Annotated in this window: 18 protein-coding genes; 10 read left to right on the forward strand and 8 right to left on the reverse strand. The window is 72.2% G+C overall.

Annotated features, from left to right (window positions below):
- Nucleotides 1–15: 15 nt before the first annotated feature.
- The 4 genes from ACH4D3_RS09780 (at nt 16) to ACH4D3_RS09795 (ending at nt 3,341) form a co-directional block, all read left to right on the forward strand.
- Entirely contained in the window at nt 16–1,242 is a 1,227-nt protein-coding gene (locus ACH4D3_RS09780; RefSeq protein ID WP_398318723.1) for an MFS transporter, read from the forward strand.
- 73 nt (nt 1,243–1,315) lie between these two features.
- Complete coding sequence (locus ACH4D3_RS09785) at nt 1,316–2,227, forward strand: alpha/beta fold hydrolase (protein ID WP_398318726.1); 912 nt, start codon at nt 1,316–1,318, stop codon at nt 2,225–2,227.
- Nucleotides 2,228–2,271: 44 nt separating this feature from the next.
- Nucleotides 2,272–3,126 carry a helix-turn-helix domain-containing protein gene (locus tag ACH4D3_RS09790; RefSeq protein ID WP_398318729.1) on the forward strand — a complete coding sequence of 285 codons (855 nt, stop codon included), beginning with the start codon at nt 2,272–2,274 and terminating at the stop codon, nt 3,124–3,126.
- A complete protein-coding gene (locus tag ACH4D3_RS09795; protein WP_398318732.1) occupies nt 3,123–3,341 on the forward strand; it encodes a DUF397 domain-containing protein in 219 nt (72 codons plus the stop codon). Before ACH4D3_RS09790 ends, ACH4D3_RS09795 begins: the two co-directional genes overlap by 4 nt.
- On the opposite strand, the gene ACH4D3_RS09800 is transcribed toward ACH4D3_RS09795, so the two are convergent.
- The 3 genes from ACH4D3_RS09800 to ACH4D3_RS09810 form a co-directional block, all read right to left on the reverse strand.
- Nucleotides 3,325–3,999, reverse strand: coding sequence for a hypothetical protein (locus tag ACH4D3_RS09800; RefSeq protein ID WP_398318735.1), 675 nt, complete (start codon nt 3,997–3,999; stop codon nt 3,325–3,327). The genes ACH4D3_RS09795 and ACH4D3_RS09800 overlap by 17 nt on opposite strands.
- 46 nt (nt 4,000–4,045) lie before the next feature.
- The gene (locus tag ACH4D3_RS09805) at nt 4,046–4,873 is read right to left on the reverse strand and encodes an MBL fold metallo-hydrolase (RefSeq protein WP_398318738.1); all 828 of its coding nucleotides are present in this window, start codon (nt 4,871–4,873) and stop codon (nt 4,046–4,048) included.
- Nucleotides 4,874–5,028: 155 nt separating this feature from the next.
- A complete protein-coding gene (locus ACH4D3_RS09810; protein WP_398318741.1) occupies nt 5,029–5,253 on the reverse strand; it encodes a hypothetical protein in 225 nt (74 codons plus the stop codon).
- Between the two features lie 472 nt (nt 5,254–5,725).
- On the opposite strand from ACH4D3_RS09810, the gene ACH4D3_RS09815 reads away from it, so the two are divergent.
- Complete coding sequence (locus ACH4D3_RS09815) at nt 5,726–7,819, forward strand: WD40 repeat domain-containing serine/threonine protein kinase (protein ID WP_398318743.1); 2,094 nt, start codon at nt 5,726–5,728, stop codon at nt 7,817–7,819.
- A 24-nt stretch (nt 7,820–7,843) separates the two neighbouring features.
- On the opposite strand, the gene ACH4D3_RS09820 is transcribed toward ACH4D3_RS09815, so the two are convergent.
- Entirely contained in the window at nt 7,844–8,422 is a 579-nt protein-coding gene (locus ACH4D3_RS09820) for a TetR/AcrR family transcriptional regulator (protein ID WP_398318745.1), read from the reverse strand.
- A 90-nt stretch (nt 8,423–8,512) separates the two neighbouring features.
- On the opposite strand from ACH4D3_RS09820, the gene ACH4D3_RS09825 reads away from it, so the two are divergent.
- Nucleotides 8,513–8,959 (forward strand): anthrone oxygenase family protein, encoded by a 447-nt coding sequence (locus ACH4D3_RS09825; protein WP_398318747.1) that lies wholly within the window; start codon nt 8,513–8,515, stop codon nt 8,957–8,959.
- 33 nt (nt 8,960–8,992) lie between these two features.
- Here ACH4D3_RS09825 and glnA read toward each other — a convergent pair whose 3' ends face one another.
- Nucleotides 8,993–10,354, reverse strand: a complete 1,362-nt coding sequence (gene glnA, locus ACH4D3_RS09830; protein WP_003976572.1) for a type I glutamate--ammonia ligase — start codon at nt 10,352–10,354, stop codon at nt 8,993–8,995.
- 291 nt (nt 10,355–10,645) lie between these two features.
- On the opposite strand from glnA, the gene ACH4D3_RS09835 reads away from it, so the two are divergent.
- From ACH4D3_RS09835 to ACH4D3_RS09845, 3 genes are all read left to right on the forward strand, one after another.
- Nucleotides 10,646–11,314 carry a DUF3105 domain-containing protein gene (locus ACH4D3_RS09835; RefSeq protein ID WP_398318749.1) on the forward strand — a complete coding sequence of 223 codons (669 nt, stop codon included), beginning with the start codon at nt 10,646–10,648 and terminating at the stop codon, nt 11,312–11,314.
- Complete coding sequence (locus ACH4D3_RS09840; protein WP_398318752.1) at nt 11,311–11,937, forward strand: DUF305 domain-containing protein; 627 nt, start codon at nt 11,311–11,313, stop codon at nt 11,935–11,937. The genes ACH4D3_RS09835 and ACH4D3_RS09840 overlap by 4 nt, the downstream gene beginning before the upstream one ends.
- 82 nt (nt 11,938–12,019) lie before the next feature.
- Nucleotides 12,020–13,783 carry an NAD+ synthase gene (locus ACH4D3_RS09845; RefSeq protein WP_398318755.1) on the forward strand — a complete coding sequence of 588 codons (1,764 nt, stop codon included), beginning with the start codon at nt 12,020–12,022 and terminating at the stop codon, nt 13,781–13,783.
- Nucleotides 13,784–13,830: 47 nt separating this feature from the next.
- Here the strand turns inward: ACH4D3_RS09845 and ACH4D3_RS09850 are convergent, their stop codons facing one another.
- The 3 genes from ACH4D3_RS09850 to ACH4D3_RS09860 are packed head-to-tail and all read right to left on the reverse strand — an operon-like array spanning nt 13,831 to nt 14,848.
- Nucleotides 13,831–14,277, reverse strand: coding sequence for a VOC family protein (locus tag ACH4D3_RS09850; RefSeq protein WP_398318758.1), 447 nt, complete (start codon nt 14,275–14,277; stop codon nt 13,831–13,833).
- Between the two features lie 56 nt (nt 14,278–14,333).
- Nucleotides 14,334–14,588 carry a Txe/YoeB family addiction module toxin gene (locus ACH4D3_RS09855; RefSeq protein ID WP_003976577.1) on the reverse strand — a complete coding sequence of 85 codons (255 nt, stop codon included), beginning with the start codon at nt 14,586–14,588 and terminating at the stop codon, nt 14,334–14,336.
- Complete coding sequence (locus ACH4D3_RS09860; RefSeq protein WP_109031721.1) at nt 14,585–14,848, reverse strand: type II toxin-antitoxin system Phd/YefM family antitoxin; 264 nt, start codon at nt 14,846–14,848, stop codon at nt 14,585–14,587. The genes ACH4D3_RS09855 and ACH4D3_RS09860 overlap by 4 nt, the downstream gene beginning before the upstream one ends.
- A 174-nt stretch (nt 14,849–15,022) precedes the next feature.
- Here ACH4D3_RS09860 and ACH4D3_RS09865 point away from each other — a divergent pair, with 174 nt between their 5' ends.
- Nucleotides 15,023–18,034: a bifunctional [glutamine synthetase] adenylyltransferase/[glutamine synthetase]-adenylyl-L-tyrosine phosphorylase gene (locus ACH4D3_RS09865; RefSeq protein ID WP_398318763.1), complete on the forward strand. Its 3,012-nt coding sequence runs from the start codon at nt 15,023–15,025 to the stop codon at nt 18,032–18,034.
- Nucleotides 18,035–18,052: the final 18 nt, after the last annotated feature.

Below are 18,052 nucleotides of genomic sequence, written 5' to 3' on the forward strand. Positions count from 1 at the left end.
AGGCGAGACCCCCTCATGCCCCTGGCCCTGCTCGCCCTTGCCGTGGGCGCCTTCGGCATCGGTACCACCGAGTTCGTGATGATGGGCCTGCTGCCCGACGTCGCGGACGACCTGGGCATCTCCATCCCCACCGCCGGCCACCTCGTCTCCGCCTACGCGCTCGGCGTCGTCATCGGCGCCCCGCTGCTCGCCGCGGCCACCACCCGGATGTCCCGCCGCGCCGTCCTGATCGCCCTCATGGCGCTGTTCGTGGTGGGCAACGCCCTGTCGGCCGTCGCCCCCGGCGAGATCTCCCTGCTCGCCGCCCGCTTCGTCAGCGGCCTGCCGCACGGCGCCTTCTTCGGCGTCGGCGCGGTCGTCGCCACCGGCATGGTCGCGCCGGAACGCAGGGCCCGCTCCGTCTCCCTGATGTTCCTCGGCCTCACCGTCGCCAACATCGTCGGCGTCCCGGCCGCCACCGCCATGGGCCAGCAGCTCGGCTGGCGGGCCACCTTCCTCGGCGTGAGCGCGATCGGCGTGGCGGCGATAGCGGCGCTGGCCTTCCTCATCCCGCGCGACAGCGCCCCCGCCCCCACCGCGGGCCTGCGCGGCGAACTGGCCGCCCTGCGCTCCCTGCCCGTCTGGCTGGCGCTCGGCACGACGGTCGCGGGCTTCGGCGCCCTCTTCGCGGCCTACAGCTACATCACGCCGATGCTCACCGACGCCGCCGGGTTCGCCGAGACCAGCGTGACGCTGCTGCTGGCCCTCTTCGGCGTCGGCGCCACCGCGGGCAACCTCCTGGGCGGCCGCCTGGCCGACCACTCCCTGCGCGGCACCCTCTTCGGCGGCCTCGCCTCCCTGGTCGTCGTGCTGGCGTCCTTCCCCCTGCTGATGCGCACGCCGGTCACGGCGGCGGTGTCGGTGGCCCTGCTCGGCATGGCCGCCTTCGTCACCGGCTCGCCCCTCCAGCTGATGGTCATGGAGAAGGCCGCCGCGGCCCCCTCCCTGGCCTCCTCCGCCAACCAGGCCGCCTTCAACCTCGCCAACGCGGGCGGCGCCTGGATCGGCGGCCTCGCCCTGGCCGCCGGATTCGGGGGCACCTCCCCGGCGACGGCGGGCGCGGCCCTGGCGGTCCTCGGCCTCGCGGTCGCGGCCACGGCACGGGCGGTGGACCGCCGCCGCGCCACCACCGCACCGGCGCCCAGCCGCGAGCGCGTGGTCGCGGGACACGTACCGGAGCCGGTGGAGGCGGTACGGCGATGACGGGCGCCCGCCCGGCCCACGTCGGCGGAAAGGGCGGTGCGGAGCGGCTCGCCCCCGCAGCATGATGGGGACCATGACCGTCCACACCACCACCCCCGCCCGCCTCGGTGAGACGCGGCTGCCGGACGGCCGCCTGCTCGGCTGGGCCGAGTGGGGCCCGCAGGAGGGCACGCCGGTCCTGCTGTGCCCCGGCGCGGCCACCAGTCGAAGCCTCGGCTTCGGCCCCGGCGCCGTGGCCGCCCTCGGCATCCGCCTCGTCTCCGTCGACCGGCCCGGCCTGGGCGCGTCCACGCCCGCACCCGGCCGGACCTTCGCCGACTTCGCCGCCGACGTGCGGGAGTTGTGCGCCCGGCGCGGCTTCGACCGCCCCGCCGTGGTCGGCAACTCGCAGGGCGCTCCGTTCGCCCTGGCCTGTGCGGAGGCGGGCCTCGCCTCCGCGCTGGCCCTGGTGTCGGCCGCCGACGAGGTGGCGGCCCCCGAGTTCGCCGCCGTACTGCCCGCCGAACTGCGTGCGTTGACCGAACGCGCGGTGCACGACCCCTCGGGCGCCGAGGAGTTCTTCGCGGGTTTCGACGCCGAGAGGATGTGGGACCTGGTCATGGACGGCAGCCCGGACTGCGACCTCGCCGTGTACCGGGACCCGGGCTTCTCCGCCGCCTACCGCCGCGCCCTCGCCGAGGGATTCGCCCGGGGCGCGGCGGCCGGCTACGCCCGCGACACGGCTCTGGCCATGGGACGGTGGCCCTTCGCCCTCGGCTCCCTCGCCCTGCCCGTCGACATCTGGTACGGCGAGCACGACACCGCCCACTCGCCCGACAACGGCGCCCTGCTCGCCTCCCGCATCCCCGGCGCCCGCCGCCGTGTCGTCCCCGGCATCGGCGGGGCCCTGCTGTGGACGCACGCCGAGGAGATCCTGACGTCGCTGACGCACGTCCGAGTGACAGGAGGCCCGCATCCCGTCACCCTGCGTCGCCACTCCGTCTAACGTGACGCGCATCGCGACAGGACGCGTACGGCGGAGGGGTGCGGATGTCGGTGAACGGCGAGGCGGACGAGCCGGGTTGGGAGGTCGACCCGGACGACGAGTGGGGCGTGGCCGTCCTCACCACCGTGGGGAGGCAGCTGAAGCTGCGCCGCGAGGCGGTGGGCATGCGGGCGGGCGACTTCGGAGTGGCGGTCGGCTACGGGGAGGATCTCGTCTACAAGGTCGAGGGCGGCAAGCGGATCCCCCGGCGGGAGTACCTGGAGAAGGCGGACCAGGTCCTCGACGCGGGCGGCCTCATCGCCGCGGCCTGGGAGGACGTGAAGAGGGTCCGGTATCCCAAGCGCGTCCGGGACTTGGCGAAGATGGAGTCGCAGGCGGTCGAGTCCCTTTCGTACGCCACCCACAACTTGCACGGTCTCGTCCAGACCGAGGAGTACGCCCGGGCCCTGTTGGCCACGCGGCGCCCGGCGCTGTCGGAGGGGGAGCTGGACAGGGCGGTCGCCGCACGGATGGCCCGCAGGGCGATTTTCGACCGGGACCCGGCTCCGGAACTCAGCTTTGTCCAGGAAGAGGCGACGCTGCGGCGCCCAGTAGGCGGCAAGATGGTCCTGCTCAGGCAGCTCGAACACCTGCTGGAGGTGGCACGGTTGCGGCACGTCGAGGTTCAGGTGATGCCGACGTCTCGCGGTGACCACCCGGGAACAGGTGGACGGATCCAAGTGCTCAAGTTCGGGGACGGCACGGCCGTGGGCCGGGCCGACGACGAGTTCGACAACCGTCCCGTGACCGATCCCCGTCAGTTGCGCATCCTCGAACTGCGCTATGGAATCATCCGGGCCGAGGCTCTGACCGCCAGGGAGTCAAACGCGTTCATCGAACAACTGCTGAGGGAGACATGAGTCCCACCGAGCCTGAAGACACCACCGACCTGCTCTGGTTCACGAGCAGCTACAGCGATAGCAGCAACCCCAGCGACTGCGTCGAGGTCGCGATAGCCCCCGCCACCATCCACATCCGTGACTCCAAGCGCCCCGACGGCTCTCGCCTCGCCGTCGATTCGGCGGCATGGACGACGTTCGTGGCCTGGCCGGGCGTGGTCAGTCCTCGGGTTTGATCTTCGAGGCCACGAAGAGCAGACCGGCCGTTGCCGCGATGAGGACTCCGGCCAGTTCTTCGTAACCGGTGAAATAGGCGACGGGGACGGCGAGCCCGCAGGCTGCCCCGAGCAGCTCGAAGGAGCCCCCGATCAGCCGCCGGGGGCGATTCGCGGGCGGCGGGTGATGGGGGTTCGGCGGGCTTCGCCAGTAGTGGAGGGGACCCGCCCTGGGCTTCCAGCCGTCCGCCCGGAGTTCCAGGTACTCCGGGTGGTGGCGGGCGTAGCCCATGCGGCGGGGCGCCAGGCGCTGCCACGGCAGCCGGCCCAGGCGGATCGCGATCCAGGCGAGCCCCGGCAGACAGGCTACGGCCGCCCAGACCGCCGCGACCACCCGCTCCCCGGTCGAGGACGACAGGATGCCCAGCAGCCGGTCCAGTTGGCCACTGGCGGCGTAGGCGATCAACGCGGCCAGGGAGAGCACCGCCGCGGTCCGCTCTATCTGGTGTCCGGTGTGGCAGCGGGCACAGCGGGGCACGGACACGATCTCCATACGCCAGGTGGTGCGCAGGACGATGATGAACGGGGTCATGGTGGTGTCCGCGTCCCTGTGCAACCCGAGGACGTGGTCGTGCCACGACGGTGGGGTGGCCTCGCCGCAGAACCAGCACTCCCGCATCACGAGTTCCCTTCCCCCGGCCGTTGCGCCGAACGGACCCTAGCAACTAGCCCTCTGTGCCGTCCCGTTCGCCGCGTCGCGCGATCCTGGCGGCCTGTCCCTCGTGGATGCCGTCGACCCACTCCCAGCCGGGCTCGACCGAAGACCCGAGCCTCGGGTCGTCCGGCGCGCGGCCGTCCCGCAACGCGTGCAGATACTCGCGGTCCTGGTCGATCCGCACCCGGACCTGATCGGCGCGGGCGACGGATCCGTGCCCCGGCACGAGTACTTCGACGTCGTCCGCCACGCTCTCCAGCAGCCGCAGCCCGGTGAGATAGTCCTCGACCGGATGCTCCGTGTCGTCGAGCATCGGAATGAAGAGATCGGACAGCATGTCGCCGGCGACGAGCACCCCGCGGTCCGCGACCAGCAGCGCCGCGTGGCCCGGAGCGTGCGCCGGATGTTCGATCACCCGCACCTCGGGCCCGTCCCACGGGATCCGCGCCGCTCCGGCGGGCAGCCCCGTGATGAGCCCGAACAGGTCCAGGGGTGTCTCTTCGGCGATTTCCGGCGGCAGCCCCTCGGCGACACCAGCCTTCCACTCCGCCTTCGACATGAGTTCTCGCAGGTACGCCGAACAGCGGGCCGTGCCGTAACGCGGCACCTGGCCGAGATCGGCGTGCCACAACACGTGATCCCAGTCCGGATGTGTCGCGAAACCCGCCACGACGGGCTGACCCAACTGCCGAAGGTCCTCCGCCAGGCAGCCCATCTCGCCGGTCGTCAACCCGGGATCGACGACCAGCACACCAGCCTCGCCCTGCACGACGACGGTGTTGTTCCGCAGCAACTCGCTCCGGTGTACCAGCACACCGTCCGCGACCGGTGTCAGCATGAGGTCTCCTCACATCAGCCCGCAAACTCTTGCCGAGACGGTAGTTCCGGACACTCGGGCAACGCAGGCCTTTGGACAACCCGGTTGCCCGGCGCACGAACCCGGCCCCGGACGCGGTGGTCCGGGGCCGGGTGTGGTGCGGAGCTGCGGTCGGGTCAGACGCTCGTCGTGTGGGCCTGGGCCGCCGCACCGCCGAAGGGGGCCGAGACGCCGAGGCCGCCGGTGAGGGCGAACGGGCCCGACTCCGCGTGGAGGCCGGCGGCGAACGCGCCGTCGCCCGCGACGAGGGCCGCGCCCACGCTGAGGCCGATGCCGCCGGAGACCCGGTCCAGGTCCGCGTCGGAGATCTCGGCCGTTTCGACCTGGGGGACAGTGTTCATGGCAGGTCTGTTCCTTTCGGGGGAAGTCTGGGGAAGGAAGAGCGGTGCGGTGCGCATGCCCGGGTCCGGAGTTGGGGGCCTCCGGCACGGGCCACCGGCGTGCCGCGCACCGATCAAAGCACGGGGGTCGAACGGTCCACCATCGTCGAGTCGTCGACGTCCGCCGCACGGCGTCGCCGTATGCATGAGTGTGTGAATGTGGTCAGGGAAAGCGTTCCGATCTTCACACCGCCCCCCGAGGCGCGGTGGCTCCCGGTGCCGTGACCCGCACGGCCCGACAGGTGGGCGGCGGCCGCACCCCCGGCGGTGCGGCGGGGTGACGAACTCTGTGGAGATTCACGGGTTTTCCGGGACCGATCCGGATGCCGGACCCCGGCCCTGGGGTGTGACACATCGGTTGTGGAATGATCCGGGCGCAGGTTCGCCGCCCCGGGCAGCGAGCCTTCGTCGAGCAGAGACTTGGGGGCGCCGGATGACGGACCGTAGGTCGGAACCGGCCACCGGTGGCATACCGGCCGAGATCGGTCCCTACCGGCTGGAGCGGCTGCTGGGCGAGGGCGGGATGGGCCGCGTCTACCTCGGACGCACGCCCGCCGGGAGCGCCGTGGCCGTCAAGGTCGTCCACCGGGCGTACGCCGCCGACCCGGAGTTCCGCAGGCGGTTCGCGCTGGAGGTCGCGGCGGCCCGGCGCGTGCAGGGGCTCTACACCGTGCCCGTGGTCGCGGCCGACCTGGAGGCCGACGAGCCCTGGCTGGCCACGGCCTACGCCCCCGGGCCCTCCCTCCAGCAGGCCGTCGGCGAACGGGGGCCGCTGCCCGCCGCCGAGGTGCTCGCGCTGACGGCCGGGGTCGCCGAGGCGCTGGAGACGATCCACGCCGCCGGAGTGATCCACCGCGACCTGAAGCCCTCCAACATCGTCCTCACCGCTGACGGACCCAAGGTCATCGACTTCGGCATCGCCCGCGCCGCCGACCACACCGCCCTGACCGCCACGGGCATGCGCGCCGGAACCCCGGCCTACATGGCGCCCGAGTACATCCGGGGGCAGGAGGTCACCGAGGCCGGTGACGTCTTCGCGCTCGGCCTCGTCGCCCACTTCGCCGCCACCGGACGGCTCGCCTTCGGCGGCGGCAGTGACCACGGCGTGGCGTACCGGATCCTGGAAGCGGCGCCGGACCTCGACGGCTGCCCCGAGTCCGTGCGCGGCGTCGTGGCGCTCTGCCTGGAGAAGGACCCGGCCCGGCGGCCGACGCCCGCCGAGGTGATCCGGCTCTGCGGCCGGGCCGCGAACGGGGACTTCGACGACGGCCGCACGCCCACCGTCGTCTCCACGCCCCCGGCGACCGGCCCGGACGCGCCCACCGCCACCGCCCCGGCGCGCACCCCCGCCCCGGACGCCGAGCCCGAGACCCCGTCCACCCCGCCGTACGCCGCCCTGCTCGGCGTCGTCGCTGCCATCGCGCTGGTCGTCGTCCTGGTCGTGACGCTGCTGCCCTCGTCCGGGAAGCCCCCGAAGAGCAAGCAGCCGTACCCCGTGGTCGCGGCGACCCACATCTTCGCCAAGGGGAGCACCGGCATCGCCTTCGGCCGGGACGGCAGGACGCTCGCCACCGGCGGCGAGGACGGCAGGATCAGGCTCTGGGACGTCACCACGCGCAAGGTGCGCGCCACCCTCACCGAGAAGGACTGGCGGGGGGAGCCGATGAGCATCCTCAACGTGACGTTCAGCGCCGACGGGAAGACGCTGGCCGCGAGGACCTACAACAACCTGGTCGGCGTCTGGGACGTGGCGGGGCGACGGGAGATCCGCCGCATCGAGGAACACACCTACGCCCTCGCCCTCAGCCCCGACGGCAAGCGGATCGCCTTCGGCAACATCGTCGGCTCCGAGCTGTGGGACGTCGACAGCCGCAGCGAGGACGCGCGCGCCCACTTCACCCAGGAGGTGCGCACGATGGACGTGGCGTTCAGCCCCGACGGGAAGACCCTCGCCACCGTCGGCGACCCCTCCGACAAGCGCAGGTTCCCGGACCACGAGCCGGTCAAGCTGTGGGACGTGACCCGGATCGACCCGAAGCCCTACGGGCAGGGCGACCCCCGCCTCACCCTCGCCGTCGACGACGTCACCTACGCCGTCGCGTTCAGCCCCGACGGCAAGACCCTCGCCACCGGCGGACCGCACAGCGACGTCCGGCTGTGGGACGTGGCCACCGGCCGCCTGAAGGCCACCCTCGCCAACGACCGCGCGGAGGTCCGGGACCTGGCGTTCAGCCCCGACGGCCGGAGCCTCGCCGTCACCGCCGACGGCGGGGTGCTGCTGTGGAACCTGGCCGACCGCAAACCGAGCGCCATCCTGTCCGACGACGACACCGGCTACGGCTACGACGAGATCCAGGAGCTGGCCTTCAGCCCCGACGGACGCCTCCTCGCCGGCACCACCCTCGGGGGCGTCGACGAACCCGACGAGGATTCCGACGCCCCGGACCAGTACGGCCCCGCGAACGACCCGAAGGCGAACCACGGCGTACGGCTGTGGAAGGTCCCGGCGGCCAAGACCGCTCACTGAGCGGGCCCGTCCCGTGCCCCCGGATCAGACCACGGGAAGCCGGTCCACCAGCAGCGTCACCCTGCGCTCGGTTTCCTCCGGCGGTAGCCGTCCCGACCGGGTCAGGGTCGTCACCCCGTGCAGGGACGCCCAGAACACCTCGGTGAACAGCCCCGGTTCGACGCCGTCCCCGGCGACCTCCGCGAGGCTCTCCAGCAGTGCGGCGAAGGCGTCCTTGAGGGGTTCGGGGGTGTCCTCCCGCGCGTACGCCAGGCCGCCGTCGAGTTGGAAGATGGCGTCGTAGACCGCCGGGTTGCGTTCGGCGAAGGCGAGGTAGGCACGGGCGAGGGCGTACACCCGGGCGCGCGGCCCGTCGGCGTCGGCGGTCGCGGCCCGCATCGCCGCGGCCATCTCGGCGGCGCCCTGGAGGGCGACGGCGCCGATGATCTCGCGTTTGCCGCGGAAGTGGCTGTAGAGGACGGGCTGGCTGTACTCGATGCGCTCGGCGAGCCGGCGGGTGGTGACCGCGTCCCAGCCCTGCTGCTCGGCGAGTTCACGGGCCGTCGCCACGATGAGGCGCTCGCGCTCCGCCCGTTCCCGCTGCTTGCGTTCCTGTACCGACATGACTCGATCCTAGCATTGCTAGACAATGAAGCGGTGACAGTACTAGCGTTGCCTTATCGGCTAGCAGCACTAGATTCCGAAGGGGTCGTCATGCTCAACGCACTCGAGGTCGTCACCACGCTCGTCGTCGGCGTGATGGTGGGGGTGGAGTTCGCCGTCGCCTTCGTCATGAACCCGATCCTCAACGCCCTCCCGGAGGACAGCCGTCAGCTCGGCCACGCGCACGGGGGCCGGATGCTCGGCGCGGTGATGCCGGTCTGGTACATCGGCTCGCTCGTCCTCGTCGCACTGTGGGCCGCGGCCGGGTGGCACCACCGCGGCACCGGCCTCCTCGTCACCGCCGGTGCGCTGCTGATCGTCAGCGTGGTCATGTCGCTTCTGCTGCTCGTCCCGATCAACAACCGGAACAAGACGTGGACCCCCGAGAACCGGCCCGAGGACTGGAAGGAGCAGACGCAGCGCTGGTTGCGCTGGCACTACGTCCGCCTGGCGGTCATCCTCGCGGCCTTCGCCCTGCTGGTCACCGCCCTCGCCTGAGCCCTCGGGGTCCGCCGGGCCGCCAGAGCCGCCCTACAGGACCGGCAGCGACTTCCGCAGCTCGAAGGCCGTCACCTGGGAGCGGTACTCCTCCCACTCCTGGCGCTTGTTGCGGAGGAAGAAGTCGAAGACGTGTTCGCCCAGGGTCTCGGCGACCAGGTCGCTGCGTTCCATCAGGGCGAGGGCCTCGCCCAGGTTCTGGGGGAGGGGCTCGATGCCCAGGGCGCGGCGCTCCGCGTCGGAGAGGGCCCAGACGTCGTCCTCGGCGCCCGGCGGGAGTTCGTAGCCCTCCTCGATGCCCTTGAGACCGGCGGCGAGGAGGACCGCGTAGGTCAGGTACGGGTTGGCGCCGGAGTCGATGGAGCGGACCTCGACGCGGGCCGAGCCGGTCTTGCCGGGCTTGTACATCGGGACGCGGACCAGGGCCGAGCGGTTGTTGTGGCCCCAGCAGATGTAGGAGGGGGCCTCGCCGCCCGCGCCGGCGGTGCGCTCGGTGCCGCCCCAGATGCGCTTGTAGGAGTTCACCCACTGGTTGGTGACCGCGGAGATCTCGGCGGCGTGGCGCAGCAGGCCCGCGATGAAGGAGCGCCCCACCTTGGAGAGCTGGTACTCCGCACCGGACTCGTAGAACGCGTTGCGGTCGCCCTCGAAGAGGGAGAGGTGGGTGTGCATGCCCGAGCCCGGGTACTCCGAGAACGGCTTCGGCATGAAGGTGGCCTGGAGGCCCTGCTCCAGGGCGACCTGCTTCATGACCAGGCGGAAGGTCATGACGTTGTCGGCCGTGGAGAGCGCGTCCGCGTAGCGCAGGTCGATCTCCTGCTGGCCGGGGGCGCCCTCGTGGTGCGAGAACTCCACCGAGATGCCCATCGACTCCAGCATGGTGATGGCCTGGCGGCGGAAGTCCATGCCGATGTTCTGCGGGGTGTGGTCGAAGTAGCCGGAGTTGTCGGCGGGGGTGGGCACCGAGCCGTCGACCGGCTTGTCCTTCAGCAGGAAGAACTCGATCTCGGGGTGGGTGTAGAAGGTGAAGCCCAGGTCGGAGGTGCGGGCCAGGGCGCGCTTGAGGACGTAGCGCGGGTCCGCGAAGGACGGCGAGCCGTCCGGCATGAGGATGTCGCAGAACATGCGGGCGGTGCCGGGGGCCTCCGCGCGCCACGGCAGGACCTGGAACGTCGACGGGTCGGGCTTGGCGATCATGTCGGACTCGTAGACCCGGGCGAAGCCCTCGATCGCGGAGCCGTCGAAGCCGATGCCCTCGTCGAAGGCCTGCTCCAGCTCGGCCGGGGCCACGGCGACGGACTTGAGGAAGCCCAGCACGTCCGTGAACCACAGGCGTACGAACCGGATGTCGCGCTCCTCCAGCGTCCGGATCACGAACTCCTGCTGCTTGTCCATCTTCCGCTTCCCCATCCTTGCTGGTCAGGCCGCCTGTCTCCGGTACGGCGGGAGGCGGTCGGGCACTTGAGCATCACACCACAGCGCCGTTACGTGTGCGTTGCGGACCTCCGTCGGCCGGCCCACCCCGTGACCGCAGCGTAGAGGCCACCTGTTCGATCGGGCCATTCCGGGGATCCGGCCGGGACAGATCCTGCGACCTCCCTACGAAGGACGGGCCCCGCGCCATTACGATCAGCGGACCTCACGGTCGTCCGTTCCCCAGATTCCTTCCCAGAAGGGCAACACCCCATGGGTTCCGCCAAGAAGAGCAGCAACACGGCGCGACAGGCCCGCATAGCCGAGATGCGGCGTGCCGAGGAGGCCCGCAACCGCCGCAACCGGATCCTCACGGTCACGCTCAGCACCGTGGTCGTCGCCGGTCTCGTCGTCGGCGGCGTCTTCCTCGTCCGGTCGCAGTCCGACGACTCCTCCGGCGACACCGCCTCCGACGGCAGTACCTCCGGCAAGTTCGAGACCGGCGCGGACGGCGTACGGACCTGGAAGGGCGACCTGGGGCGCAACCACGTCACCAAGAAGGTGACCTACCCCGTCGAGCCCCCCGTCGGCGGCGACCACAACCAGGTCTGGATGAACTGCAACGGCGACGTCTACACCAAGCCGCTGAACAACGAGAACGCCGTGCACTCCCTGGAGCACGGCGCCGTCTGGGTGACGTACACCGACAAGGCGCCCGAGGCCGACGTCGACAAGCTGGCCGCCAAGGTCAAGAAGACGCCGTACTCGCTGATGAGCCCCGACGACAAGCAGAAGGACCCGATCGTGCTGTCCGCGTGGGGGCACCAGCGCACGGTGACCGGCGCCGACGACCCGAACGTGGACAAGTTCTTCGAGAAGTTCGTCCAGGGACAGCAGACCCCCGAGCCCGGGGCCGCGTGCACCAACGGACTGTCCCAGTGACCACGAAACGGGCCGGCTGGATCGCGGGGGCCGCGGCCGCCGTGCTCGTCGCGGCCGGCGGGATCACCTACGCGGTCGCCGGGGACGACGGCGGGAGCAGGACCCCGGCCGCCGACTCCGCGGACGCCGGGTTCGCGCGGGACATGTCGGTCCACCACCAGCAGGCCGTGGAGATGTCGTACATCGTGCGCGACCGCACCGACGACGAGGAGGTGCGGCGGCTCGCGTACGACATCGCGCAGACCCAGGCCAACCAGCGCGGCATGATGATCGGCTGGCTCGACCTGTGGGCGCTGCCCAAGGTGTCGTCCGACCCGCCGATGACCTGGATGGGCATGGGCGACGCGCCGTCCGCCGGGGAGGGTTCGCTGATGCCGGGAATGGCCACCGACGCCGAGATGGAGAAGCTCGGGACGCTGGACGGGAAGCAGGCCGAGGTCTACTACCTCCAGCTGATGACCGAGCACCACAAGGGCGGCGTCCACATGGCGAAGGGGTGCGTCGAGAGGTGCACCGTCGGCGTGGAGAAGCGGCTGGCCCGCGGGATGGTGGAGTCCCAGGAGTCGGAGATCCGGCTGATGGCCGACCTGCTGGCCGAGCGGGGCGCGAAACCGCGGAGCTGAGACGGCGTGCGTGAGGTCCCGGACATCAGGCGGTAACACGCCTGACGCCCCATTGCGTCGTTCTGACGATTACAGTGGAGCCGTGCCTCGACTACGACTCGCCCTGAACCAGATCGACTCCACCGTCGGCGACATCGACGGCAACGCCGAGTCGGTCCTGCGCTGGACCCGGCACTCGGCCGGGCAGGGAGCGCACCTGGTGGCGTTCCCGGAGATGATGCTGACCGGGTACCCGGTGGAGGACCTGGCCCTCAGGTCGTCCTTCGTCGACGCCTCCCGCGCCGCCCTGCGCTCGCTCGCGACGCGGCTGGCGGACGAGGGGCTCGGCGGGGTCCCCGTCGTCGTCGGCCACCTCGACCGCTCGGCGACCGCCCAGCCGAGGTACGGCCAGCCCGCCGGCGCCCCGCAGAACGCGGCGGCCGTGCTGTACGGCGGCGAGGTGGCGCTGAGCTTCGCCAAGCACCACCTGCCGAACTACGGCGTCTTCGACGAGTTCCGCTACTTCGTGCCCGGCGACACCCTGCCCGTGGTGCGGGTGCGCGGCGTGGACGTGGCGCTGGCCATCTGCGAGGACCTGTGGCAGGACGGCGGCCGGGTGCCGGCCGCCCGCTCGGCGCGGACCGGGCTGCTGCTCTCCGTCAACGCCTCACCGTACGAGCGGGACAAGGACGACACCCGGCTGGAGCTGGTGCGCAAGCGATCGCAGGAGGCCGGGTGCACCACCGCCTACCTCGCCATGACCGGCGGACAGGACGAGCTGGTCTTCGACGGCGACTCGATCGTCGTCGACCGGGACGGGACGGTGCTGGCGCGGGCGCCGCGGTTCACCGAGGGCTGCGTGGTGCTGGACCTCGACCTGCCGGCCGCCGGAGCGGAACCGCCCACCGGCGTCGTGGACGACGGACTGCGCATCGACCGGGTGGTGCTCTCCGAAGCGGAGGCGGACCCGGTGCCCGCCGGTGAGCCGTGGCTGACCGGCGGCCACGCCGAGCCGCTGGACGACGACGAGGAGGTCTACTCGGCGCTCGTCACCGGCCTGCGCGCGTACGTCGCGAAGAACGGCTTCCGCTCGGTGCTGATCGGACTGTCCGGCGGCATCGACTCCGCGCTGGTCGCGTCGATCGCCTGCGACGCGCTCGGCGCGGAACACGTGTACGGCGTCTCGATGCCCTCCAAGTACTCCTCCGGGCACTCCAGGGACGACGCGGCCGAGCTGGCCCGGCGCACCGGCCTCAACTACCGCACCGTGTCCATCGAGCCGATGTTCGACGCGTACACGGGCGCGCTGGAGCTGACCGGCCTGGCCGAGGAGAACCTCCAGTCCCGGCTGCGCGGCACGCTGCTGATGGCACTCTCCAACCAGGAGGGCCACCTCGTGCTGGCCCCCGGCAACAAGTCGGAGCTGGCGGTCGGCTACTCCACGCTGTACGGCGACTCCGTGGGCGCGTACGGACCCGTCAAGGACGTGTACAAGACGTCGGTCTTCCGGCTCGCCGAGTGGCGCAACCGTGCGGCCCGGGACCGCGGCCGGACCCCGCCGATCCCGGAGAACTCGATCACCAAGCCGCCGAGCGCGGAGCTGCGCCCGGGCCAGGTCGACACGGACTCGCTGCCGGACTACCCGGTGCTGGACGCCATCCTCGCCCTGTACGTCGACCAGGACCGGGGCGCCGACGAGATCGTGGCCGCCGGGTACGACCGGGAGCTGGTGACGCGGACGCTGCGCATGGTGGACACCGCCGAGTACAAGCGGCGGCAGTACCCGCCGGGCACCAAGATCTCGCCCAAGGGCTTCGGCAAGGACCGCCGCCTGCCGGTCACCAACCGCTGGCGGGAGAGCCGCTGAGACGGCGGGGCGCGCGTACCGGCCGGCCCTCGCGCGCGAGGGCCGGCCTAGCCCTCCTGCTTGAGGTCGGCCAGCACCTTGTGCAGCGGCTCCGCCGCCCGGCGCCGGTACTCCTGGATCGCCCAGCCGTTGCCGTCCGGGTCCTTGAAGTACATGAAGGTGGCGCCGTCGTCCGGGGCGTACTGCACCGGCTCCGAGACCTCCAGACCACGGGCGGTCAGCTCCGCGTGGGCCGCCTTGATGTCGGCGACGCAGAGCTGGAGGCCCTGGTAAGAGCCCGGTTCCGGCCGGGTCTGGCCCTGCGCCATGTCCCAGATGGCGTCGCCGAGGGCGACCGAACAGCCGGAGCCCGGGGGCGTCAGCTGGACGATCCGCATGCCCGGCATGACCTCCTGGTCGATGTCGACGTGGAAGCCGACCTTGTCGCGGTAGAAGTCCCGGGCGCGGTCGATGTCGGTGACGGGGAGCGGGATGACTTCGAGCGTGAAGTCCATGGCGTGACTCCTTCGGCTGTCGCCGGTCGCGGGCGTCGGGTCCGCACCGGCGGGTGTCAGTAGTGGTAGCGCGCCTGGACGATGACCAGCTGGTCATCGGTGGGCTTGTACACAAGACGGTGCGTGTCGTCGATGCGCCGTGACCAGTAGCCGGACAGGTCGCCCTTGAGCGGCTCCGGCTTGCCGACGCCCTTGAACGGGTCACGGGCGATGTCGGCGATCAGTCTGTTGATCCGCTTGGTCACCTTCCGGTCGCTCTCGGCCCAGTGGACGTAGTCCTCCCAGCCGTGGGACGTGAAAGTGATCCTCACGCCCGCTCCGCGTCCGGGTCGATCAGCTCGTGCTGCCGTGCGTCGCCCGCCTCGGCCTCCGCGATCGAGTCGAGCAGACGGCGGGCGTTCCTCGGCGAGCGCAGGAGATGCACCGTCTCCGTCCACGCCGTGAAGTCCTCCTCGGACATGAGCACGGCGTTCCCCTTGCGGGAGGTGATGTGCACCGGGGCGTGGTCCTCGTTGACCTGCTCTATCAGCGGGAACAGATTCTGACGGGCTTCGCTGGCGGTGATGGACATACCAGTGCCTCCCTTCCTCGGCTTGTACAAGATATCGTACGAGTCCGGGGCGGTCCACCGGAAAGCGGGAGCGGTACGTCCCGGCGCCCGCACGCCGTTCCCCGGCTACGCTCAGCCCGTACGACCTTGATCCCACCCGGGCCCGTGTGCCCCGCAGTCCGACAGGAGGCCGAGATGACGGCGCCGGGGCGCAGGAGCAGTACCTTCACGCGACTGCTGCGGCACGGTTTCACCGACCCCTCGGCCGCCGAACGGCTGCTGGACGGGGCCGAGCTGGCCGAGCTGCGCGCCGATCCCGTCCTGCTGGAGGCGCTGGGCGCCACCGCCGACCCGGACCTCGCCCTGCACGGACTGGTACGGCTCCTGGAGGCGCAGCCCGACGCCACCGCCCGCCAGGAGCTGCTGGACACCCTGATAGCCGCCAAGCCGCTGCGCGACCGTCTCCTCGGTGTGCTCGGCGCCTCCGAGGCGCTCGCCGACCACCTCGCCCGGCACGCCGGGGACTGGCAGGCCCTCGTGACGTACGAGCCGCGCGACCTGCACCCCGGAGTCGAGGAGTTCGAGCGGGGGCTCGCCGAGGCCACCGACCCGGTGTCCCTGCGCGTCGCCTACCGGCGCTGCCTGCTGTCCATCGCCGCCCGCGACGTCTGCGGCACCATCGACGTCGCCCAGACCGCCGCCGAGCTGGCCGACCTCGCCACCGCCACCCTGCGCGCCGCCCTGGCCCTCGCCGAGGCCGCCGCGCCCGAGGACGCCGCGCGGTGCAGGCTCGCGGTGATCGCGATGGGCAAGTGCGGCGGACACGAGCTGAACTACGTCTCCGACGTGGACGTCATCTTCGTGGGCGAGGCGGTGGAGAGCCCGGTCGGGGGCGAGGACGCCGACGAGGCCAAGGCGATGCGGGCCGCGACCTCGCTCGCCGCGCACATGATGCGGATCTGCTCCGAGACCACCGTCGAGGGCTCCATCTGGCCCGTCGACGCCAACCTGCGCCCCGAGGGCCGCAACGGCCCACTGGTGCGCACCCTCAGCAGCCACGTGGCCTACTACCAGCGCTGGGCCAAGACCTGGGAGTTCCAGGCGCTGCTCAAGGCCCGTCCGGTGGCCGGCGACCCCGGCCTGGGCGCCGAGTACGTCGCCGCCCTCCAGCCCCTGGTGTGGCAGGCCGCCGACCGCGAGAACTTCGTCCCGGACGTGCAGAAGATGCGCCGCCGGGTGGTGGAGAACATCCCCGTCACCGAGGTCGACCGGCAGCTCAAGCTCGGGCCCGGCGGCCTCCGGGACGTCGAGTTCGCCGTGCAGCTCCTCCAGCTGGTGCACGGACGGGCGGACACCTCCCTGCACAGCGGCACGACGCTGGACGCGCTGGCGGCCCTCGCCGCGGGCGGCTACGTCGGCCGCGCCGACGCCGCCCAGCTCGACGAGGCGTACCGGTTCCTGCGCTCCATGGAGCACCGCATCCAGCTGCACCGGCTGCGCCGCACCCACCTGGTGCCCGAGGAGGAGGCCGACCTGCGCCGCATGGGTCGCTCCCTGGGCCTGCGCAACGACCCGGTGACCGGGCTGCTGCGGGCCTGGAGGCGGCACGCCGCCGTCGTCCGCCGGCTGCACGAGAAGCTGTTCTACCGGCCGCTGCTCGACGCCGTCGCCCAGCTCGCCCCCGGCGAGGCCCGGCTCAGCCCCGAGGCGGCCCGGGAACGCCTGGTCGCCCTCGGCTACGCCGACCCGGCCGCCGCCCTGCGGCACCTGGAGGCGCTGGCGTCCGGCGTCACCCGCAAGGCGGCCATCCAGCGCACCCTGCTGCCCGTGCTGCTCGGCTGGTTCGCCGACTCCGCCGACCCGGACACCGGACTGCTCAACTTCCGCAAGGTCTCCGACGCGCTCGGCACCACCCCCTGGTACCTCAGGCTGCTGCGCGACGAGGGCGCCGCCGCCGAGAACCTCGCCCGAGTGCTCTCCGCCGGGCGGCTCGCCCCCGACCTGCTGATGCGGGCCCCGGAGGCCGTCGCGCTGCTCGGCGACGGCGTCGCCGGGGGACTGCGGCCGCGCGGCCGGGCCCAGCTGGAGCAGGAGACCCTCGCCGCGGTCCGGCGCGCCGACGACGCCGTACAGGCCGTCACCGCGGTGCGCGGCGTACGGCGCCGGGAGCTGTTCCGCACGGCCGCCGCGGACATCGTCGGCTCCTACGGCACCGAGTCCCAGCCCGTCGAGGCCGACCAGGGTGCCCTGGTGGACCTGGTCGGCGGCGCGGTGTCCGACCTGACGGCGGCGACGCTCGCGGGCACACTGCGGGCGGTCGTGCGGGACAAGTGGGGCGACGTCCTGCCGACCCGGTTCGCGATCATCGGCATGGGCCGCTTCGGCGGACACGAGCTGGGCTACGGCTCGGACGCGGACGTGCTGTTCGTGCACGAGCCCCGCGACGGCGTGAACGAGCGGGAGGCGGGCGACGCCGCCAACAAGGTCGTCGCCGAGATGCGCCGCCTGCTCCAGGTCCCGAGCGCCGACCCGCCGCTGCTGATCGACGCCGACCTGCGTCCCGAGGGCAGGTCCGGGCCGCTGGTGCGGACCCTGAAGTCCTACGAGGCCTACTACCGGCGCTGGTCACTGGGCTGGGAGTCGCACGCCCTGCTGCGGGCCGAGTTCGTCGCCGGGGACGAGGAACTGGGGCGGCGCTTCATCGGGCTGATCGACCCCCTGCGGTACCCGGCGGGCGGGCTCGGGGAGGACGCCGTACGGGAGATCCGGCGGCTCAAGGCCCGCATGGAGTCCGAGCGCCTGCCGCGCGGGGCCGACCCCAAGCTGCACGCCAAACTGGGGCCGGGCGGTCTCTCCGACGTGGAGTGGACGGTGCAGCTGATGCAGCTCCGGCACGGGCACGAGATCGCCGGGCTGCGGACCACGGGGACGCGCACGGCGCTGGCCGCCGCCCGGGACGCCGGGCTGGTCTCGGAGGAGCACACCGCCACGCTCGACGAGGCCTGGGTACTGGCGACCCGGGTCCGCAACGCGGTGATGCTGGTCCGCGGGCGGGCGGGCGACACCTTCCCCACCGACCCGCGCGAGCTGGCGGCCGTGGGCCGCTACCTCGGCCACGGCTCGGGCCACGCGGGCGACATGCTCGACGAATACCGCCGCACGGCCCGCCGGGCCCGCACGGTGGTGGAGGAGCTGTTCTACGCGTAACGGCTACCGCCCCCCTTG

It is taken from the genome of Streptomyces sp. NPDC018026 (assembly GCF_044327745.1).
Classification (GTDB): domain Bacteria; phylum Actinomycetota; class Actinomycetes; order Streptomycetales; family Streptomycetaceae; genus Streptomyces; species Streptomyces rubrogriseus.